At 60.0% G+C, this 20,123-nt stretch carries 17 protein-coding genes; 14 read left to right on the top strand and 3 right to left on the bottom strand.

What is annotated here, in order from left to right; genetic code table 11:
* The first annotated feature begins 176 nt into the window (after window positions 1-176).
* The 9 genes from G3A56_RS22475 (at window position 177) to G3A56_RS22435 (ending at window position 10,995) form a co-directional block, all read left to right on the top strand.
* Window positions 177-1,322 carry an acyltransferase family protein gene (locus tag G3A56_RS22475; RefSeq protein WP_035243294.1) on the top strand — a complete coding sequence of 382 codons (1,146 nt, stop codon included), beginning with the start codon at window positions 177-179 and terminating at the stop codon, window positions 1,320-1,322.
* 4 nt (window positions 1,323-1,326) lie between these two features.
* Window positions 1,327-2,118: an endo-1,3-1,4-beta-glycanase ExoK gene (exoK, locus tag G3A56_RS22470; protein WP_003498345.1), complete on the top strand. Its 792-nt coding sequence runs from the start codon at window positions 1,327-1,329 to the stop codon at window positions 2,116-2,118.
* An 84-nt stretch (window positions 2,119-2,202) separates the two neighbouring features.
* Entirely contained in the window at window positions 2,203-3,384 is a 1,182-nt protein-coding gene (locus G3A56_RS22465) for a glycosyltransferase family protein (protein WP_082185119.1), read from the top strand.
* Window positions 3,385-3,401: 17 nt separating this feature from the next.
* The gene (locus G3A56_RS22460; RefSeq protein ID WP_082185120.1) at window positions 3,402-4,400 is read left to right on the top strand and encodes a glycosyltransferase family 2 protein; all 999 of its coding nucleotides are present in this window, start codon (window positions 3,402-3,404) and stop codon (window positions 4,398-4,400) included.
* A complete protein-coding gene (locus G3A56_RS22455) occupies window positions 4,397-5,341 on the top strand; it encodes a glycosyltransferase family 2 protein (RefSeq protein WP_003498338.1) in 945 nt (314 codons plus the stop codon). Before G3A56_RS22460 ends, G3A56_RS22455 begins: the two co-directional genes overlap by 4 nt.
* On the top strand, window positions 5,341-6,360 hold the full coding sequence (locus tag G3A56_RS22450) for a glycosyltransferase family 2 protein (RefSeq protein ID WP_082185121.1): 1,020 nt from the start codon (window positions 5,341-5,343) through the stop codon (window positions 6,358-6,360). Before G3A56_RS22455 ends, G3A56_RS22450 begins: the two co-directional genes overlap by 1 nt.
* Window positions 6,361-6,442: 82 nt before the next feature.
* Window positions 6,443-7,348 (top strand): UTP--glucose-1-phosphate uridylyltransferase, encoded by a 906-nt coding sequence (locus tag G3A56_RS22445; protein ID WP_035243292.1) that lies wholly within the window; start codon window positions 6,443-6,445, stop codon window positions 7,346-7,348.
* Window positions 7,349-7,455: 107 nt separating this feature from the next.
* Window positions 7,456-9,804, top strand: coding sequence for a polysaccharide biosynthesis tyrosine autokinase (locus G3A56_RS22440; protein WP_003498333.1), 2,349 nt, complete (start codon window positions 7,456-7,458; stop codon window positions 9,802-9,804).
* Between the two features lie 246 nt (window positions 9,805-10,050).
* Window positions 10,051-10,995 (top strand): 2-hydroxyacid dehydrogenase, encoded by a 945-nt coding sequence (locus G3A56_RS22435; RefSeq protein WP_082185122.1) that lies wholly within the window; start codon window positions 10,051-10,053, stop codon window positions 10,993-10,995.
* Window positions 10,996-11,013: 18 nt separating this feature from the next.
* On the opposite strand, the gene G3A56_RS22430 is transcribed toward G3A56_RS22435, so the two are convergent.
* Window positions 11,014-13,989 carry a PAS domain S-box protein gene (locus G3A56_RS22430; protein WP_164056831.1) on the bottom strand — a complete coding sequence of 992 codons (2,976 nt, stop codon included), beginning with the start codon at window positions 13,987-13,989 and terminating at the stop codon, window positions 11,014-11,016.
* Window positions 13,943-14,377, bottom strand: coding sequence for a hypothetical protein (locus G3A56_RS22425; RefSeq protein ID WP_137067615.1), 435 nt, complete (start codon window positions 14,375-14,377; stop codon window positions 13,943-13,945). The genes G3A56_RS22430 and G3A56_RS22425 overlap by 47 nt, the downstream gene beginning before the upstream one ends.
* Between G3A56_RS22425 and G3A56_RS22420 the strand changes: the two genes are divergently transcribed.
* The 3 genes from G3A56_RS22420 (at window position 14,355) to G3A56_RS22410 (ending at window position 17,521) form a co-directional block, all read left to right on the top strand.
* The gene (locus tag G3A56_RS22420) at window positions 14,355-15,353 is read left to right on the top strand and encodes an ABC transporter substrate-binding protein (RefSeq protein ID WP_082185124.1); all 999 of its coding nucleotides are present in this window, start codon (window positions 14,355-14,357) and stop codon (window positions 15,351-15,353) included. The two genes, G3A56_RS22425 and G3A56_RS22420, sit on opposite strands and share 23 nt — an antisense overlap.
* A 226-nt stretch (window positions 15,354-15,579) precedes the next feature.
* Window positions 15,580-16,467: an ABC transporter permease gene (locus G3A56_RS22415; RefSeq protein ID WP_082185125.1), complete on the top strand. Its 888-nt coding sequence runs from the start codon at window positions 15,580-15,582 to the stop codon at window positions 16,465-16,467.
* A complete protein-coding gene (locus tag G3A56_RS22410) occupies window positions 16,460-17,521 on the top strand; it encodes a quaternary amine ABC transporter ATP-binding protein (RefSeq protein ID WP_082185126.1) in 1,062 nt (353 codons plus the stop codon). Before G3A56_RS22415 ends, G3A56_RS22410 begins: the two co-directional genes overlap by 8 nt.
* Here G3A56_RS22410 and G3A56_RS22405 read toward each other — a convergent pair.
* Window positions 17,513-18,757, bottom strand: a complete 1,245-nt coding sequence (locus tag G3A56_RS22405) for a TIGR03862 family flavoprotein (protein WP_164056830.1) — start codon at window positions 18,755-18,757, stop codon at window positions 17,513-17,515. The genes G3A56_RS22410 and G3A56_RS22405 overlap by 9 nt on opposite strands.
* Before the next feature lie 52 nt (window positions 18,758-18,809).
* Here G3A56_RS22405 and G3A56_RS22400 point away from each other — a divergent pair, with 52 nt between their 5' ends.
* Together G3A56_RS22400 and G3A56_RS22395 are read left to right on the top strand one after the other, a co-directional pair.
* On the top strand, window positions 18,810-19,397 hold the full coding sequence (locus G3A56_RS22400; RefSeq protein WP_082185128.1) for an IMPACT family protein: 588 nt from the start codon (window positions 18,810-18,812) through the stop codon (window positions 19,395-19,397).
* A gap of 56 nt (window positions 19,398-19,453) precedes the next feature.
* Window positions 19,454-20,122 carry a pseudouridine synthase gene (locus G3A56_RS22395; protein ID WP_082185129.1) on the top strand — a complete coding sequence of 223 codons (669 nt, stop codon included), beginning with the start codon at window positions 19,454-19,456 and terminating at the stop codon, window positions 20,120-20,122.
* The last annotated feature ends 1 nt before the right edge of the window (window position 20,123 follow it).

Genomic DNA, 20,123 nt, shown 5'->3' with positions numbered 1-20,123 from the left:
GCAAAGGCGCGAGGGAGGCCACGAAGCCAGACATTCACCCGCAAAATCTAAGCTTGTGTTTTTCCCGCGTCGCCACATTTTATCCCAAAGTCGAAACCAGACTTTCCAGTGCGGGCTTAAGTTCGCTCTGGTTGCAACGCGGCGTGGGTGGACGCCGCCCAATAGGGGTGACTGATGTGACTGTCGATCAGAACCTATCCTCCCGTATCAATTTGATGCGCATCTTGCTGATCTCCGGGATCGTGTTCGTCCATGTGCCGCACGATGCCGAAACCAGCCCTTTTCTTGGCCTTTACGGCTTCTTCGACTGGCTGCGGGTTTTTCTGGGCGACGCGCTGTTTCGCATCGGCGTGCCCTGTCTCAGCGCCATTTCCGGTTATCTGCTGTTTCGCCGCGGCATGAGCGGTTTCGACTATCCGGCAACGATACGCTCCAAGTCAAAAACCGTGCTGCTGCCCTTCCTCCTCTGGAATGGTGCGCTGTTTGCCGCCGTTTTGCTGATCCAGGTCTTCGATGTGGGTGTGGGTTATTTCCCGGATCTCTGGAATGCCAGCCCGCGTGAAATCATCAGCCATGGAACCGCGCTCGAGGAACTGCCGGTGAATGTGCCGCTTTATTTCCTGCGCGATCTGTTCGTCTGTATCCTGCTGTCGCCAGTGCTCGCATTTCTCATGCGCCGCTTTGCGCTGCCGACGCTTGCCATCCTGCTCTTCATCACCGCCATGCCGGATCTGACGATCTTCATCGTTCAGAAGAAGTCCATCCTGTTCAGCTTTTCGCTCGGCATTGCGCTCGCGCTCCACCGCATCGACGTCAAGGCGCTCGACCCCTATGCCCTGCCGATCATGGCGCTGACCTTCGCCGCCTCTGCGTTGCTGGCGACGGGCCTCTATTTCACCGGGCCGGAATTCACCTTCTGGCTGAACATGTCGCGCAATCTGCTCGCCGTCTTCGGCGCGCTCGGTTTCTGGGCATCGTCTGCGCTCTTGATCCGCAGCAGGCTTGGCCGGCGGCTTTCCGAAACCGGAAGCCTGAGCTTCTGGATATTCTGCGCCCATTACCCGTTGCTTGTCATCATGTGGATGGTTTGGAACAAGGGCGGACCCGATTTCTACCCCGCCTTTTATATCAGCGCGACGCTTTCCGCCTTTGTCATTCTGGTGATCAGCAACGCCCAGACCCGCAAATACCTGCCGGCCGTCTACGCCGTACTGACCGGAAGCCGGAGCGGCAAACGCAAGACGGCCGATTTTGCCACAAAACGGGCTTCCATGATCGGGCCGCCCACATCCGAAACGCTTTATTCGCAACGACAGAGGTGAACCAATGACAACATTTGTCACCCGCGTTCAGACACGCATTCTTCTTGCCGCCGCCCTGCTGGCGGCACCCTTCACGACACCGAGCCAGGCACAGGAAGGCAACGGCGCCTCCTTCATCGAGAACTTCGATGCCATGGACAGGTCGTTCTGGTACGTGTCAGACGGCTGGAACAACGGTGCACATCAGAACTGCACCTGGTCCAAGAAACTGGCCACGGTCGAAAACGGCCAACTGACCCTTGGTTTTGAAGAAGGCAAGGCCGGCGAGCGCAACTTCACCTGCGGTGAAATCCAGACCAAGGGGCGTTATCGCTACGGCACCTATGAAGCACGGATGAAAGCCGCCACCGGTTCCGGGCTGAACTCCGCCTTCTTCACCTATATCGGCCCGACCGACAAGAAGCCTCACGATGAAATCGACTTCGAAGTGCTGGGCAAGAATACCGGCAAGGTACAGCTCAACCAGTATGTTTCCGCCAAGGGCGGCAATGAGAAGCTGGTGCCGGTGGAAGGCGGAGCCGATGCCGGTTTCAACGACTATGCCTTCGTGTGGGAGCCGCAGCGCCTGCGCTATTACGTCAACGGCCAGCTCGTCCACGAAGTGACGGACGAGACGAAAATCCCGCAGAACGCCCAGAAGATATTCTTCAGCCTGTGGGGAACGGACACGCTGAAGGACTGGATGGGTGCCTTTTCCTATTCCGGCGCAACACAGATGACCGTCGACCGGTTTGCCTTCACGGCGCTCGGCGACAAATGCCAGTTTCCCGAATCCATCGCCTGCGCCCTTAACTGACTGCATTTTTGAACCGACGCGCTTTTTTGAACCAAAACATAAGCTGCTGCGTCTTTGACGCATGAACCCAACCGGAACCCCTGCATGACCCATGTTCTTTATCTCGCGCATGACCTGTCGGACCCCGCCATTCGCCGGCGGGTGCTGACCTTGCTTGCGGGCGGGGCGCGGGTGACGCTGGCGGGTTTCCGGCGCGGACAGAACAGGCTGGCGGAGATCGAGGGCGTCGTACCCGTCGTTCTCGGGGAAACGGCCGATGGGCAGTTTCTTCAGCGCATGGCGGCTGTAGCGAAAGCCAGCCTCTCGCTGGGCAAAACCTTGCGCGGCATACCCACACCGGATGTCATTCTTGCCAGAAACCTGGAGATGCTGGCTCTCGCGAAACGGGCCATGTCTCTTTACGACCGCCAGCCGGCGCTGGTTTATGAATGTCTCGACATTCACCGCCTGCTTCTCAACAAGGGCAAGCCCGGGCAGATGCTGAATGCCGCCCAGCGTTATTTCGCAGGCGACGCGAAGCTGCTGATCACCAGCTCTCCAGCATTCGTGGAGCATTATTTCAAGCCCGTCTCCGGCCTCAACCTCCCCGTCCTGCTGCAGGAAAACAAGGTTCTGGCGCTCGACGCCACCGTTGCCGCCACGCCGCAACCACGCGCCCCCGCCCCCGACGAACCATGGAAAATCGGTTGGTTCGGCGCGCTTCGCTGCCGCAAATCGCTCGAAATCCTCGCCGATTTTGCGAAGCGCATGGATGGCAAGGTCGAAATCATCCTGCGCGGCCGCCCGGCCTATTCGGAATTTGCGGATTTCGATGGCTTCGTGGCCGCGGCCCCGCATGTGCATTTCCACGGTGCCTACAAGAACCCCGAGGATCTGGCCGCCATCTACAATGAAGTGCAGTTCACCTGGGCGATCGACTTTTTCGAGGAAGGCCAGAATTCGAGCTGGCTCCTGCCCAACCGGCTCTACGAGGGCTGCCTTTACGGCACCCTGCCGATTGCACTGGCAGGCACGGAAACTGCCCGTTTCATCGAAAAGCGCGATATCGGTTTTGCCCTGCAAAATGCGGGAGCTGACGATCTGGCCGCTCTTTTCAACAGCATGACGCTGCAAACCTACGCGGAAGCCTTCGGCGCCCTCTCGGCGCTCGATAAAAAACAATGGCTGACCGACCGCGACGATTGCCGTCAGCTGGTCCAGCAATTGTCCTCTCTCGCCAAATCCGCTTCCGGCCATGCCCGGCAAGCGCAGTTTTCACCCGTGTAGTGCGTAGGGGGCAAATCATGGAAGGTCTTGGTCATTCCGGCATCAGAACTCTGATCGTCATTCCCTGCCTCAATGAGGCGAGGACGATCGAGGGGCTGCTCAATAAATTCACGGCTGCTATGCAGGGGCGTTTTTTCCGCATCGTTGTCGCCGATGGCGGCAGCACGGACGGCACCCGCGACATCGTTTCCGCCTTCACCGCAACGGATGAGCGCGTCACGCTTCTCGCCAATCCCAAGCGCATCCAGAGCGCCGGCATCAACCTTGCCGTTGCCACCTTCGGCGAGGATTTCGATTATCTCATCCGTATCGACGCCCATGGCGATTATCCGGATGATTATTGCCAGCGGCTGATCGAGGATGCCGATCGGACCGGTGCGGATTCCGTCGTTGTCGCCATGGACACGGTCGGACACGGCCTCTTCCAGAAAGCGACGGCAATCGCCCAGAATTCCAAGCTCGGCAATGGCGGCTCCAAACACCGCGAAGGCGCGAAAGGCCACTGGATCGACCATGGCCACCATGCGTTGATGCGGATTGCCGCCTTCGATGCGGTCGGCGGTTACGATGAAAGCTTCAGCCACAATGAGGATGCCGAACTGGATTTCCGGCTGCGCAAATCCGGTTTCCGCATCTGGATGACCGACAAAACCCGCATGACCTATTATCCCCGCGCCAGCGTCATGCCGCTCTTCAGGCAATATCTCGCTTATGGCCGCGGCCGCGCGAAGAACCTTTTGAAACACCGCTCGATCCCGAAGATCCGCCAGATGATTCCTCTCGCCGTTCTGCCGGTCTTCGTGCTTGCCCTGCTGTCGCTTGTACACTGGGCAGCACTTATTCCGCTCGGCCTCTGGATCGCCGCATGTCTGGGTTATGGCTTGTGGATGGCAATAGGTCAGAAGAACCCATACGGCCCGCTCGCCGCCTTTTCCGCAATGGTGATGCATCTGGCGTGGTCCACCGGCTTCTGGCTGGAACTCCTGAAATTCCGGGGAAGAAAGGCTGTCTCATGACCGACAACACCGTCGCCAACCCGCAATATTCCAAAACCGTCGATATCGGCATTTGCACCTACAGACGTCCGGCGCTCGTCGCCACACTTCTGTCACTCTTCGAACTGGAGGTGCCGGAAGGCGTGAAAGTTCGCCTGATTGTTGCGGATAATGACGAGGAGCCGAGCGCCAGGGCCAGTGTGGACCGCCTGCGCGAAACCGCCCCCTTCGAGATCACCTACGTGCATTGCCCGAAGTCGAATATTTCGATTGCCCGCAACGCCTGCCTGTCGGAATGCCAGGCGGACTATCTGGCCTTCATCGATGATGACGAGACCGCGCCGCCGCATTGGCTGGCTGCCCTTCTGGAAAAGGCCGACGAAACCGGCGCGGAGACCGTTCTCGGCCCGGTAACGGCAGTTTACCGTGAAAACGCCCCGGGCTGGATGAAACGCGGCGATTTTCACTCGACCGTTCCCGTCTGGGTAAATGGCGAGATCATCACCGGCTATACCTGCAACACGCTTCTCAAGATGGATGCGCCATCGGTGAAAGGCCGGCGTTTTGCGCTGGCGCTTGGCCAGAGCGGCGGTGAGGACACGCATTTCTTCTCGCATCTTCATGCTGCCGGCGGTCGCATCGTCTTTGCGGAAAAGGCCGTGCTCTCCGAGCCGGTGCCGGAAAGCCGCGCCCGTTTCATGTGGCTTGCCAAACGTCGTTTCCGCTCCGGCCAGACCCATGGCCGTGTGCTTGCTGAAAAGAAACCAGGCGCAAGGCGCGTGATGCAGGTGCTGAAGGCGGGATCGAAAGTGCTCTATTGCGCCGTCTTTGCCGCATTGAACGGGTTCAACGCCGTGCGCCGCAACCGTTATGCGCTGCGTGGCGCTTTGCACATGGGCTCGGCCAGCGGCGCCTTCGGGGTGCGTGAAATCCGCCAGTACGGCGCGGTGGAGGCGACCTGATGGAAAACCTCACATCGCAACCCGGCGACATTTCCGGTCTCGGACCGGATATCAGCTTCGTCATCGCCGCCTATAATGCCGCCGATACGATCGAAGCCGCCATTCAGAGCGCGCTCGACCAGCAGGGCGTGACGCTGGAGGTTATCGTCGTGGACGACCGCTCCTCTGACGAAACGATCCAGCTTGTCGAGGCCATTGCCGCCACCGATCCGCGTGTGCGGCTGCTTGCGCTCGAACAGAACCTCGGGCCGGGCGGCGCACGCAATGCCGGCATCGAGACCGCGGCCGGACGCTGGATCGCCGTGCTCGATTCAGACGACGTCATCCGCTCCGAACGCGCCGCCTGCATGATGTGCCGGGCGGAAGCCGCCAATGCCACCATCGCGGTCGACAATCTCGATGTCGCCTATATGGACGGCAGGCAGATGGAGACGATGTTTCCGGAAGAGTTTCTGGAGGAACGACCGGTCCTCACCCTTGAGGACTTCATTTCCTCCAACATCCTTTTCCGCTCCACCTTCAACTTCGGTTACATGAAGCCGATGTTCCGGCGCGATTTCCTTAATAACGAAGGATTGCGTTTCCGCGAGGATATCCGCATCGGCGAGGACTATATCCTGCTTGCATCGGCGCTCGCCGCCGGCGGTCTCTGCGTCATCGAGCCGAAGCCGGGCTACGTCTACAACATCCGCGAAGGCTCGATCTCGCGCGTGCTCGAAATTCATCACGTTGAAGGGATGATGCGGGCGGATCAGGAGTTTTTGAGCCATTACGCATTGCTGCCCGCTGCCATGGATGCACAGCAGGCAAGAAGCCGCAGCCTGCGGCTCGCACATAATTTCCTGACCTTGGTGGAAGACATCAAGCGCCGCTCGATTATCGGCGCGCTGAAGACAACGATCAGAGATCCCGCCGTGCTGGGCCATTTGAGAATGCCCATTGCCGTGCGGCTGAAGAGGTTGCGGGACGCGATGTTTGCGCCCGCGGCAAATACTGGGGTGAAAAGGCAGATTTCGTAAAATTTGTGAGCGGACAAATCTGTGCGCGGAGAAATCTGCAAGCGGACTGGGGACAGATCAAACCTTGATGAAGGAGAACGCGATGGACCTGAACAAAACTGTCAGAAAAGCCGTCATTCCCGTAGCCGGCAACGGCACGCGGTTTTTGCCCGCCACCAAGGCGATGCCGAAGGAAATGTTGACGATCGTCGATCGGCCGGTCGTGCAATACGCCGTCGATGAGGCCATGCAGGCCGGTATCGAGCACATTATTTTCGTAACCAGCCGCAACAAGACCGCCATCGAAGACTATTTCGACAGCGCGCCCGAGCTTATCAACACGCTCACCCGTTCCGGCAAAACGGTGCAGGTATTGCAGCTTGAAAAGATGCTGCCAGTCGCGGGCACTGTCAGTTACACGCGCCAGCAGGTGCCGCTCGGCCTCGGCCACGCCGTCTGGTGCGCGCGCGAACTGGTGGGCAAGGAGCCTTTCGCACTGCTTCTCCCGGATATGGTTTCCTATGGCGCACGCGGCTGCATTGCCGGGCTGATGGAACTTTACGACGAGGTCGGCGGCAATATTCTCGGTGTTGAAGAATGCCTGCCGGAAGAAGTGTCGTCCTATGGCGTCGTCGGCGTCGGGCAGAAGGTCAATCACGGCTTTGCGGTCACCGAAATGGTCGAGAAGCCGGAACCATCCAAGGCGCCTTCGAATTATTACCTGAACGGCCGTTATATTCTGCAGCCGGAAATCTTCGATATTCTCGCCAAACAGGAGCGCGGCGCGGGCAATGAAATCCAGCTGACCGACGGCATGAAACGGCTCGCCGAGAAGCAGGCCTTTCACGCGCAGAAATACACCGGGCGCACATTCGACTGCGGCAGCAAGCAGGGCTTCATCGCCGCCAATGTCGCCTTCTCGCTCATGCGCGCCGACATGGAGGCCCAGGTTCTCGCTTCCGTGAAGGAACTGGTCGCAAACCACGAAAGCCGCGTCCAGGCGGCCTGACTTTAATCGCGCCGCCGGGGAGGCGGTCGGCGCATCGATAACGGGGGCGGGAAGGCGAGCCAAGGCTCGGCTTCCCGCGTACCATTTTTAATTCACAAGGTAGGTCCATGCACCACAAGACCTTTAAATCCAATATCGGCTTTCCGGATCCCGGCAAGGATGCCGACACGTTCATCGACCTCGACCGCCTGTGGGCCGCCGTGGTTCGCCGTGCCAATGTCATTGCCGCCTCGGTCATCGCCGCCGTGGTTCTGGCCGGCCTTTATCTGGTGCTTGCGACCCCCGTTTACACCGCGATGACGCAGGTGCTTCTGGATGAAAGCCTTTCCCGCTACGCGGAAGAGGAATCACCGGTTCCCGCCGCCCAGATCGTCGACAACCGCATTGCAAGCGCCGTGGAAATCCTGAAGTCAAAGGAAATGGCGCTGACCGTGGTCGACAAGGCCAGGCTTTATGAGAATGACACCATCGTCAATCCGCCGATGTCGCCGGTGGAACTCGTAAAATCCTCCGTGCGCGGCATCGTTGATCTCATCCTGCCGGGCGACCCGCCCGCTTCCGAAGCCGCAATTCGCGCCGGACGCCGCGAAAAGGCGGCCGCCGTGCTGCAGCAATCGCTGACGGTGGAGCGTGTCGGCCGCAGTTCGGTCATCGCCATCTCCACCCGCTCGACGGACCGGCAGCTTGCAGCACAGATCGCAAAAACCTATGCACAGGCCTATCTGACCGAACAGCTGAACGCCAATTTCGATGCCAGCGAGCGCGCCTCCGTGTGGCTGCAGGAACGCATGACCGACCTCAACCAGCGTGCCCAGGCGGCCGAACTGGCGGTGCAGAAATTCAGGTCGGACAATAACATCGTTTCCTCGCGCGGCGAGCTGATGTCGGAAAGCCAGCTTGCCGATCTCAACGGTCAGCTTATCGCCGCGCAGGCGGATGCCGCGACCGCTTCGGCCCGTTATGGCCAGTACAAATCCATAATCGACCGTGGTCCGGATGCAGCCGTCGACAATGCGGTCGTTTCCGCACGCGACACCGACAATTCCGTCATTCAGGATCTTCGCAAACGCTACATTACAATCTCCGACCGTCTGCAGGGCGTCGCGCAGCAATTCGGCGCCGATCATCCACAAGCGGTCGCGCTGGACAGCGAAAAGAAAGAGGTTGCGCGCCAGATTTATCAGGAACTGCAGCAGCTGACCGGCAGCCTGAAGAACGAATATGAAGTTTCCAATTCCCGCGTGCAGTCGCTGCGCGACAGCATTGACCGTGTTGCCGGCAACAACTCGCAGGCCAATGTCACCATGGTGCAATTGCGCGAGCTGGAGCAGCGGGCAACCGCGTTGCGCACGCTCTATCAGTCCTATCTCGGCCGTTTCGAGGAAGCCTCGCAGAAGCAGTCGCTGCCGATCGCCAAGGCCCGCATCATTTCCGAAGCAGGTCTGCCAACGGCGCCTTCGAGCCCGAAAAAGACCATGACCATGGCGCTTTCGGTCATCCTCGGCCTGATGCTGGGTGGCGGCATTGCAGCGCTTCTCGAATTCCGGGATCGCTTCTTCCACACCGGCAACGATGTGCGCGACAATCTGCGCATGCGTTTTCTGGGCTACCTGCCCTTTATCGGGGAAAGGGGCGTAGAGCCGGCAAAAACGGGCACCAGCGCGGCCACCCCCGGCAGCGAGAACACCACCCTCGACGAAAGCGGCCAGGTCTCGTTCCAGAAGATGCTGCGCCTTGCCGTCGACAGCCCGCGCTCCAGCTTTGCTGAGACGCTTCGCAATGTGAAGCTGACGGCGGATGTCGTCATTCAGGAACGCCAGTGCCGGGTCATCGGCGTCATCTCCTGCCTGCCGAACGAAGGCAAGTCGGTCGTCGCACTCAATCTGGCCGGGCTGATCGCCTCCACCGGCAAACGCACGCTGGTGGTGGATGCCGACATTCGCAACCCCGGGCTCAGCCGCATGCTGACGACACGGCAATCCGCCGGTCTGGTGGAGGTCGTCCTTGACGAAATCCCGTGGACGCAGGCGGTGAAGGTCGACACCCGCACGAAGATGGGCATCTTGCCGGTTTCGACCAGCAACCAGTTCGCCCATTCAAGTGAATTGCTGGCTTCCTCCGGCATGCGCAAATTCATCGAATCGGCGCGTGAGGCCTGCGACTACATCATCGTCGACCTGGCACCGGTTGTTCCCGTCATCGATGCGAAAGCCTTTGCGCCGCAGGTCGACGGTTTTGTCTTCGTCACGGAATGGGGCAAGACGCCGATCCAGATGGTGCAGAACCTGATGGCGAATGAACCCCAGATCGCCAACAAGACGCTGGGCATCGTGCTCAACAAGACCGACATGACGGAATTGCAGCGTTACGCCGGCCCGGGCGGTTCGGAGCACTACCATGAGAGCTTCTCGGCCTATTACGGCGACGCCAAGCCTCCGGTGAAGGAGAACGCTTAAGCGTTGATCCGCCGCAAGGTGGCAGCGGACACAACTCAAGAACCTCTCCGTCGTCATCCTCGCCCTTGAGGCGAGGATGACGACGAGGGCTGAGAACGGGTGCAGCATTTTTAGACTGCCGATGGCCAGAAAATCGTCTTGCCGAAAAATCTCTTCGGCGTGAATTTCGCCGTCCGACCTATGGCATTGCCTCCCGAAATTGCGCATTGATGACGGAAAGAGCAATCGCAGGCAGGACCGAATTTCATGTCATCACCCATCGCCTTTGTTTCGCGGATGAATGCGGAGACGGAAACCGTCTGGAAGGAGGCGCTGCGCGCTGCGATGCCGCAGGAGCACATTCTTTCCTTTTCCGAACTCAGCGAAGAACAGCGGCGCATGGTGGAATTCGCCATCGTCGCCAACCCTGATCCGGCAGACATTGCAGCACTTCCGGGCCTCACATGGATCCACAGCCTGTGGGCCGGCGTCGAACGGCTCGTGCTGGAACTGGGAGAGAAGGCACCGCCGATTGTCCGGCTGAAGGACCCGGAGCTTTCGCGTGTCATGGCGGAAGCCGTGCTGGCATGGACATATTATTTGCAGCGCGACATGCCCGCCTATCGCGACAACCAGCAAAAAGCCCTCTGGCAAGAACTCGACTATCGCCATCCGGGCGAGATGACCATCGGTCTGCTCGGCCTCGGTGCACTCGGCGTGGCTGCGGCGGAACGCCTGCTTCACGCGGGCTTCAATGTTACGGGCTGGAGCCGCTCGTCCAAGGCAATCGAGGGGGTGGAAACGCTGACGGGCGATGACGGGCTGCAAGGATTGCTGGAGAAAAGCGACATTCTCGTCTGCCTGGTGCCGCTCACCGATGCGACGCGCGGTCTCGTGAACGCCAGCCGCCTCGCCGCAATGAAAAACGGTGCCGCAATCATCAATTTCGCCCGCGGAGCCGTCATCGTCGCCGACCACCTGATCGCGGCGCTTGATTCCGGCAAGCTTTCGCACGCGGTCCTCGATGTGTTCGAACAGGAACCACTGCCTGCAGCATCACCATTCTGGCAGCACCCGAAGGTCACCGTGCTGCCGCATATTTCCGCGCCGACCAGCCGGGAAAGCTCGGCACGGATCGTCGCCGGCAATGTCCGGACATGGCGCGAGACGGGCACCCTGCCGGAAACGGTCGATATGGCGCGCGGTTACTGAGACAGGACGGCGGGCGGTCTACTCCCCGGCCGACGTCTTTGCCGTATGCGCCAGTTCGACGGCCGAGATGATCTGCTGTTCGTCATAGGGCTTGGTCAACAGCACAGCGGTTTCCGGCGCTCCTTCCGGCATATGGCTGTCACCCGTTGCAAAAACGACGGCCAGTCCAGGCTTCCGGCGCAGAGCCTCCACCGCCAGCTCGCCGCCCTTCATGTCCGGCAGACCGATATCGGTGACGAGAACATCGATATGTTCCGACTCGATCGCTTTCAGCGCCTGTGCCGCATTTCCGGCCTCGACCACGGTGAAGCCGCTATCCGACAGCATCTCCGTCGAATTCATCCGGATCAGCTCGTCATCCTCTACCAGAAGCACACGAACCGGCCCGTTTTCATTCCCAATAGTCTTCGCAGGTTCGGCGGCCTTTGAAAGGTTCGATGCAGATGCCGACCTCCCTTTCACCAACGAAACCTGTTTGCGATTGGCTATGACGTGGCGGATGCGCCGCGCCAGCGCTTCGCGCGTATAGGGCTTGGAGAGAAGCTCAACCCCGGCATCCAGCTTGCCGCCATGCACGATGGAGTTTTCCGTATAACCGGAAGTGAAGAGCACCGCGAGATTTGGCAGCCGTTCCTGCGCCCGACGCGCCATTTCCCGGCTTTTCAAAGGCCCGGGCATCACTACGTCGGTGAAGATGACATCGATTGGAATGCCGCTTTCGACCACCGTCAAACCGGCCTGCGCGTCGCGGGCGGTCAGCACACGATAGCCGAGATCGTTCAGCGTCTCAACGACGGTGCCACGCACCTCTTCGTCGTCTTCCACCACCAGGATCGTTTCGGTTCCACCTTCGACAGGGCCGGTCGGCATGACCACTTCCCTGTCCTCGTCGGCGGCGGAGCGCGGCAGATACATCTTCACCGTCGTGCCCTGCCCCACCTCGCTATAGATGTTGACGTGACCGCTGGACTGTTTTGCAAAACCATAGACCATCGAGAGGCCAAGACCCGTGCCCTTGCCCTCCGGTTTGGTCGAGAAGAATGGCTCGAAAACCTTTTCCAGAATATCCGGCGACATGCCCGATCCGGTATCGGTGACGGCGAGCATGACATATTGCCCCGCCGAAACCTCCGAGTGTTTGCGGGCATAATCGCGATCGAGCACCGCATTGCCCACTTCAATCGTCAGCTTGCCATGCCCTTCCATGGCGTCGCGCGCATTGATCGCGAGATTGAGAAGTGCGTTCTCCACCTGGTTGGGGTCGGCATAGGTGTTCCACAGGCCGCCGGAGGTGATGACCTCCACCTCGATCGCCTCGCCGAGCGAACGGCGCAGGAGATCGTCCATGCCGGTGACAAAACGGGCAATGTTGATGACACGCGGCTCCAGCGCCTGCCGCCGGCCGAATGCCAGAAGCTGGCTTGCAAGCTTTGCGCCGCGATGGACACCCGCCAGCGCATTCTCCAAACGTCGCTCGGCGCGCTCATTGCCGGTCACATCCTTCGACAGCAATTGCAGATTGCCCGCGATTACCTGCAGCAGATTGTTGAAGTCATGCGCGACGCCACCGGTCAGCTGGCCGATGGATTCCATTTTCTGCGCCTGCTGCAGTGCCCTTTCGGTCTGGCGGCGCTCGGCGATTTCCGTCTCGACACGCGCTTCCAGCCCTTCGTTGAGCTGGCGAAGCTGCTCTTCGGCTCTTATGCGGTGGCGGATCTCGCGTTCGAGATTGCTGGCATGTTCCTTCAGCGTATTTTCGGCGCGCTGCTGTTCGGTGATATCCGTGTGAACACCGACCCATTCGGCAATGGCCCCGGCCTTGTCGAAAATCGGAACGCCACGGATTGCAAAGGTGCGGTAGACGCCGTCATGGCGGCGCACGCGGTGCTCCCACACATAGGTCGTCCGCGCGGAAACGGCTTTTTTCCAGCTTTCCAGCGAGTGTTCCCTGTCGTCGGGGTGAACCGCCTCGACCCAGCCAAACCGCTGATAGTCGTCAAAGCTCTGCCCGGTCAGCGCGGCCCAGGCCGGTTGCTCACCCAGCATCATTCCTTCGGCGCTGTTGGTCCACAGCACACCGTGCACGGCATCCACCGCGGCGCGGAAACGGTTGTTGCTGAGCACGATCTCCTGCTCGGCGCGCTTCCTCTCCTCGATATCGATGATCAGGACATAAATACCGTCGATGGACCCATCGGCGATATAGCGTGGAACGTAACGGATTTCGGCGGAACGCTTGCTGCCATCCGGTCTGCTGATCACGGTATCGGAAACAATCTTCTCGCCGCCGAGCGCACGATCGAGGTAGGCCCTGCGCGACTCGAAGAACGCCTCGCCGACAATGTCGGGAACGCTGCGGCCAATCACCTCGTCGGCGCTGCGGCCGAACCATTCCAGATAACCGTCATTGGCGAATTTATAGACATAGTCGCGATCGACATATCCCACCAGGATCGGCAGGGCATTGGTAAGTCGGCTTAGTTCCTTGCGGCTCTGTTCCAGCGCCTCGACGGCCTTCACCTTATCCGTATTGTCAAGGACGGTGCAAAGGACACCGTCCACCGTGCCGCCCTCATTATAGATCGGCGTGTAGAACAGGTCGAAGATCACCTCTTCCGGGCGGCCATTGCGCATCAGCGTCATCGGCTGGTCGCGATAGGCCATGACCTCACCGCGAAAGCCGGCTTCCAGAATGCGGCTGTTCCAGTCCCATATTTCCGGCCAGATGCCGGGCACGGTTCCGCCCAACGCCTGAGGATGATAATCGCCGGCGATTTCCGCATAGCCGTCATTGTAGATCATCACATGATCGGCGCCCCACATCAGCACCTGCGGAATGGGTGAATTGACGACGGAATTAGCCTTCTGCCTCAGATTTTGCGGCCAGTCGCCAATCGCACCGAGCGATGTCTTCGACCAGTCGAAGCCGCGCACAAGCTCACCCGTTTCACCGCCACCGATCGGCCATACCGGGGCAGCACGAAAATTGGTCATTCAATATCACCACAAAAAAAGAGACGAAATTTCCCGTAATACAGAACGGAATAAATGTCCAAGAAAACAGAAACTTCGTTTTATTGTTCCCGGCTTTTTCAGATTCCGGATAAGTTCCAGCCGCGACGAAAATGACTGCATGCATCACCGGCAAAGCGGCGGGAAAGCGACATCCGCAAGCCGCAAATTTTACAGATGCACCCGGTAAACGTGATGATTGATTGACGATTGCCATCCTCAATACGCCAGAAATTGCCGCAAACGGAACGACAACAAAGGAATTATTAAGCCTCAATACAAACGCTGACGGTCGCGGTGCCGTCCGCACCCGGGTCTCCGCCACACCGCGACCAGAGGGAACAAAAATGAAAATACTTTTGGGTGCCACAATTCTTTCCGCCGGCTTCGCCTTTTCAGGCGGCGTTGCCTTTGCCGCCGACTGTGGAAACGTCACCATCGCCAGCATGAACTGGCAATCCGCCGAAGTCGCCGCCAATCTCGACAAGCTCATTCTTGAAAAAGGCTATGGCTGCGCCGCCGAAATCGTCACCGGCGATACCGTGCCGACATTGACCTCCATGGCCGAAAAAGGCCAGCCGGACATAGCGCCAGAGGCCTGGGTCAGCCTGCAGCCGGAAATCGTCAAACAGGGCCTGGAAGGCGGCAAGGTCGTCGCAGGCGCCAAGATCCTCTCGGACGGCGCCGTTCAGGGATGGTGGATTCCGAAATATGTCGCGGACGCCAATCCCGACCTCAAGACCATTCCCGATCTCTTCAAACATCCCGAACTTTTCCCATCGCCCGAGGATAAGGCCAAGGGTGCCGTCTTCAACGGCCCGCAGGGCTGGGGCGGGACGGTCGTTACCGCCCAGCTCTTCAAGGCTTTCGGCGGTGAGAAGGCGGGCTTCACCCTCGTCGACACCGGCTCCGCCGCCGGCCTCGATGGCTCCATCGCCAAGGCTTACGAGGCCAAGCAGCCATGGGTCGGTTATTACTGGGCGCCCACGTCGCTGCTGGGCAAATATGAAATGGTGAAACTCGGCTTCGGCACTGAATATGACGCCGCCGAGTGGAAGCGCTGCACGTCCGTCGCCGACTGCGCCGACCCGAAGCCAAATGCTTGGCAGGTGGACGACGTGCAGACGCTGGTCAGCAAGACCTTTGCCGACCGCGCCGGCCCGGCCATGGATTATCTGAACAAGCGCGCCTGGACCAACGATACCGTCAACAAACTGATCGCCTGGATGACAGACAACCAGGCGACGGGCGAAGATGGCGCCAAACACTTCCTGAAGGAAAACGAGGCCCTCTGGACGGGCTGGGTTTCTCCTGACGTCGCGGAAAAGGTCAAGGCCGCCCTTTAAGGGGCGGCGCGACATATCTTTCCGGCAGAAGGCGTCCGCCAATGGCGGCGTCGAGCCGCATCGATGCCGGAAAGCCAATTGGCTTTCGTGGAGGCACGATGCGTCGGTTCGACAGAATAGAGCGTCCCGTCTGGCCTGGGAACAGACGTGCGGCGCTCTGGCGATTTTACTCCCGGAGCGCGGAGGATCTGGGTCCCCGCCTCCGCTTCGTCATGGAGAACAGGATATGGATTGGCTTTTCAAATTTCCGACCATGAATGACGATGCCCTGCGTGCGCTGAAGAAAGTCATCGACGAGGGTTTCCGGGCATTCACCCGAACCTATGGCAGCGCGATAGAGGGGCTCTTCACGCCCCTCCAGAGCTTCCTCATCTGGGCGGAAAGGCTTTTGATCGGCGCGCCCTGGCCGGTCGTTATTCTTATTGTCGGCGTGCTTGCCTGGTTCGCCAGCCGCAGCGCCACCATTGTTGCGCTGTGTTGCGGTATTCTTTTTGCCATCGGCTGGTTCGGCATGTGGGAAGACACGATGAAGACGGTCTCGATGATTTTCGTCTGCGCCGTTCTGTCCATCGTCATCGGCCTGCCGATTGGCATCGCCATGGCGCGCTCCAACCGCCTGCAGAATGTCGTCAATCCCATTCTCGACGTCATGCAGACGATGCCGAGTTTCGTCTACCTCATTCCCGTTGTCATGCTGCTCGGCATCGGCCGCGTGCCTGGTGTTATCGCCGTCGTCATCTACGCCATTCCGCCGATGATCCGGCTCACCAATCTCGGCATCCGCATGGTCGACCGTGACGTTCTCGAAGCCGCCGACGCTTTCGGATCGTCAAAGCGCCAGAAACTCTTCAAGGTGCAGCTGCCGCTCGCACTTCCCACCATCATGGCTGGCATCAACCAGACGATCATGATGGCGCTTGCCATGGTGGTCATCGCCTCAATGATCGGCGTGCAGGGTCTTGGCCAGCCGGTGCTGAAGGCCATCGCCAACCAGTATTTCACGCTCGGCGTATTCAACGGGCTTGCCATCGTCGGCATCGCCATCATCTTCGACCGCATCAGCCAGGCCTATGGCCTTCGACTGCAAAAACACCGGGAAGTGGCGCATGGCTAGTCAATCGATCGAAATCCGCAGCCTCTACAAGATCTTTGGCTCCAAGGCGGCGGACTATGTCGACGCCGTGCGGGGCGGCATGTCCAAGACGGAACTGAATGCCAGACACGGCCACGTGCTCGGTCTTCGCGATATCAGCATCACTATGCCCGGCGGCCAGATCACCGTGATCATGGGTCTTTCCGGCTCGGGCAAATCGACGCTGATCCGCCACGTCAACCGGCTGATCGACCCGACGGCCGGGGAAATCCTCTATGGCGGCACCGATGTCTGTCGCCTCAACGAAGCGGAACTTCTGGAATTCCGCCGCCACAAGACGGCGATGGTGTTCCAGAAATTCGGCCTGCTGCCGCATCGCAACGTACTGCAGAATGTCGTCTACGGGCTCGAGGTGCAGGGCGTCGACAAGCGCGAGCGGGAAGAGCGGGCCGAAGTCTGGATCCGGCGCGTGGGTCTGGAAGGTTTCTCCAGCCACTATCCAAACCAGCTTTCCGGCGGCATGCAGCAGCGCGTGGGTCTCGCCCGGGCTCTGACCAACAATGCCGAAATCCTGTTGATGGATGAAGCCTATTCGGCGCTTGATCCGCTTATCCGCGTCGACATGCAGACGGTGCTGCTTGAATTGCAGAAGGAACTGAAGAAGACCGTCGTCTTCATAACCCATGATCTTGATGAGGCGCTGCGGCTCGGAGACAAGATCGCCATCCTGCGCGACGGCGAAATCATCCAGCAGGGCACGGCCGCCGAAATCGTCATGTCACCGGCAGACAGCTATATCGAAGCCTTCGTGGAAGAGGTCAATCGCGGCCGGGTCATCCGTCTTGGGGCCATCGTCCAGCCGGAATTTTCGGGTCAGTCGCGTCTTCAGCTTGCTGCGGATATGACGGTCGAAGAGGGCCTGCGCGCACTCGTCAGGGAAAATGTCGCCAGCGCCACGGTCATCAGCGAGAACGGCAAGGCGCTTGGTTCCGTCACCACTGATACCATCATGCGCTGCCTCGTCAGGACCACGCCGGGTTCGGAAACCGGCATGGCGGAACGGCTCTCAGGCTGAGCGTTCAAGCCAGGCGTCCATGCCCTTGGCGGCGGCCTTGCCGGTGGCGAAACAGGCCGTCAGCAGATAACCGCCGGTCGGCGCTTCCCAGTCCAGCATTTCCCCGGCGGCAAACACGCCGGGGAGCCTTTTCAGCATGTAATTTTCATCAAGGCCGCCCCAGACGATACCGCCGGCCGATGAAATCGCCTCGGCAATCGGCCTTGGCCGCAAAAGCGGAATTTCCGCATGTTTTATTCGTGCGGCGACCAGATCATCCGGCATGGCCGCTATATCGGGAAAGATTTCCCGTAGAAGCCCAACCTTGACGGCGGAGAGGCCACCAGCCTTGCGCAGGCGGTTTGCGAAACTTTCCTTGCGGCCGAGCTTTGCGAGATCCAGGCTGAGGCGCTCCACGGTGCGCCCCGGCGCGAGATCAACGACAAGCGAAGCCTTGCCCGTCTGTTCCAGCCGGTCGCGCAATGCAGCGGAATGGGCATAGATGACGCTGCCCTCAACCCCGTTCTGCGTCACCACGAACTCGCCCTGAAACGCACCTGCGGCAGAAATGGTGATGACGGATTTCAGCGCCTCGCCTGCAAAACGCTGCCGGAACACATCGCTCCAGTCGACATCAAAACCGCAATTGGCAGGTCTGAACGGGTCAAGCGCCACGCCCTTTGTCGCCAATGCTGGAACCCATGCGGCATCCGACCCCAGACGCGGCCAGCTTGCGCCGCCGAGCGCCAGAAGAACGGCATCGGCCTTGACGGGAACCTCGCCTTCCGGTGTCGCGACAACCAGTCGATCGCCTGAAAAGCCCGTCCAGCGGTGCCGGGTCCTGATGGTCACACCCTGCGCTTCCAGCCGGACGAGCCATGCCCGCAACAGCGGCGAGGCCTTCATGACGGTTGGAAACACCCGGCCGGAGGTGCCGACGAAGGTTTCCTGCCCCAGACCCTGCGCCCAGTCGCGCAGCATGTCGGGCGTGAAATCGTCAAGCGCCGCGCGCAGTCTTGGCCCGGCTTCGCCAAAACGATTGACGAAACTGCCGTAGTCTTCGGCATGGGTGATGTTGAGACCGGATTTCCCGGCCATCAGCAATTTGCGCGCCACGGTCGGCATCGCTTCGAACACCGTCACGACATGGCCTGTAGCCGACAGCACTTCGGCCGCCATCAGCCCCGCCGGCCCGCCGCCGACAATCGCGACCCGCCTTGCTTCCTTCAAAACCCGCTCCATCGCCATCTTAGCCATCGTGGCCTTATACCGATTTCCGTGACTGAATATATGCGATATTGAAACGCGCATGTTCACGCTCGATCGACCCGTCACCTTTTCGCAGGATATCAAGAAAAGCCGCTTCATCGCCTTTGCAGCACCCGTGACCGGTGAGGAAGACGCGAAAACCTTTCTGGCGGCGCATTCTGATGTCGATGCAAATCACAATTGCTGGGCCTGGCGGACCGGTCAGACCTATCGTTTCAGCGATGACGGCGAACCTTCCGGCACTGCCGGAAAACCAATCCTTCAGGCAATTGATGGTCAGACGCTGGACAATGTCGCCGTTCTCGTCATCCGCTGGTTCGGCGGCATCCTGCTCGGCAGCGGTGGCCTCATGCGCGCCTATGGCGGCACGGCGGCGGCCTGCCTTCGACTTGGAGAAACCTCGCCGGTCATCGCCTATGTCAGCGCGACGCTGAGCTGCCCCTTTTCCGATCTGGCTCTGGTGAAATCACGCCTCGCCGCCACGCAGAACCTGCGCGTGGAAAAGGAGGATTTCACCGGCACCGGCGCGGATATGCTGCTTTCCATTCCGGCGGAGGAGGCGGAACGCCTGACACGGCTCATCAGCGATCTGACCAGCGGGCGCGTCAATCTCGATATTCCGGACTAATATCATATTGTGGGTCGGCATCTGGCCCGCTGCGCGATTTGTGCTAAGGAAGCGCAATGTCATCTGAGCTTTCCAACCCCGTCTATCATCCGCCGCTCGAACCGTGGCTCACTATCGTGCATCGGGATGACGATCTGCTGGTGCTCGACAAGCCGAGCGGGCTTCTGTCGGTGCCGGGGCGCGATCCGGCGCTGTCCGACAGTCTTTTGACGCGTGTGCAGGAGCAATTTCCAAAAGCGCTGATGATCAACCGGCTGGACAAGGATACCTCCGGTATTGTGCTGATGTCCCTGAACCGCAAGGCGCACGCTGCGGTCGCCGCCCAGTTCGAGAACCGCCAGACGCGCAAATCCTACGTGGCCGTCGTCTGGGGAGAGATCGAAGGCGAAGAGGGTAACGTGGACCTGCCGCTCGCGATCGACCCGGAAAACAAGCCCCGCCACCGCGTCGACCATGAAAATGGCAAGCCGGCGCAAAGCCTGTGGCGCGTGCTGGAAAGATTGCCACTTCCCGCAACGAGGCTCGCACTTACCCCTCTCACCGGCCGCACCCATCAATTGCGGGTGCATATGAAGGCTCTCGGCCATCCGATCCTTGGCGATGAATTTTATGCCGAAGGTGAGGCGCTTGCCGCCGCGCCGCGCCTGATGCTGCATGCCGAGGCGGTGGGCTTTCGCCACCCGGATGGCCGTGACGTCACCTACACCGTGCCCTGCCCGTTTTGAG

The organism is Rhizobium oryzihabitans (assembly GCF_010669145.1).
In the GTDB taxonomy this organism is placed as follows: Bacteria; Pseudomonadota; Alphaproteobacteria; order Rhizobiales; family Rhizobiaceae; genus Agrobacterium; species Agrobacterium oryzihabitans.
The sequence above is the reverse complement of the archived record's forward strand: the minus strand, read 5'-3'. Positions and strand labels throughout refer to the sequence as shown.

Bases quoted from the DNA above. Each gene is read 5' to 3' on its own strand.
- exoK (WP_003498345.1), top strand. From the start codon at position 1,327: ATGACAACATTTGTCACCCGCGTTCAGACACGCATTCTTCTTGCCGCC.
- G3A56_RS22465 (WP_082185119.1), top strand. From the start codon at position 2,203: ATGACCCATGTTCTTTATCTCGCGCATGACCTGTCGGACCCCGCCATT.
- G3A56_RS22455 (WP_003498338.1), top strand. From the start codon at position 4,397: ATGACCGACAACACCGTCGCCAACCCGCAATATTCCAAAACCGTCGAT.
- G3A56_RS22395 (WP_082185129.1), top strand. From the start codon at position 19,454: ATGTCATCTGAGCTTTCCAACCCCGTCTATCATCCGCCGCTCGAACCG.
- G3A56_RS22410 (WP_082185126.1), top strand. From the start codon at position 16,460: ATGGCTAGTCAATCGATCGAAATCCGCAGCCTCTACAAGATCTTTGGC.
- G3A56_RS22435 (WP_082185122.1), top strand. From the start codon at position 10,051: ATGTCATCACCCATCGCCTTTGTTTCGCGGATGAATGCGGAGACGGAA.
- G3A56_RS22450 (WP_082185121.1), top strand. From the start codon at position 5,341: ATGGAAAACCTCACATCGCAACCCGGCGACATTTCCGGTCTCGGACCG.
- G3A56_RS22445 (WP_035243292.1), top strand. From the start codon at position 6,443: ATGGACCTGAACAAAACTGTCAGAAAAGCCGTCATTCCCGTAGCCGGC.
- G3A56_RS22440 (WP_003498333.1), top strand. From the start codon at position 7,456: ATGCACCACAAGACCTTTAAATCCAATATCGGCTTTCCGGATCCCGGC.
- G3A56_RS22400 (WP_082185128.1), top strand. From the start codon at position 18,810: ATGTTCACGCTCGATCGACCCGTCACCTTTTCGCAGGATATCAAGAAA.
- G3A56_RS22430 (WP_164056831.1), bottom strand. From the start codon at position 13,989: ATGACCAATTTTCGTGCTGCCCCGGTATGGCCGATCGGTGGCGGTGAA.
- G3A56_RS22405 (WP_164056830.1), bottom strand. From the start codon at position 18,757: ATGGCTAAGATGGCGATGGAGCGGGTTTTGAAGGAAGCAAGGCGGGTC.
- G3A56_RS22415 (WP_082185125.1), top strand. From the start codon at position 15,580: ATGGATTGGCTTTTCAAATTTCCGACCATGAATGACGATGCCCTGCGT.
- G3A56_RS22420 (WP_082185124.1), top strand. From the start codon at position 14,355: ATGAAAATACTTTTGGGTGCCACAATTCTTTCCGCCGGCTTCGCCTTT.
- G3A56_RS22460 (WP_082185120.1), top strand. From the start codon at position 3,402: ATGGAAGGTCTTGGTCATTCCGGCATCAGAACTCTGATCGTCATTCCC.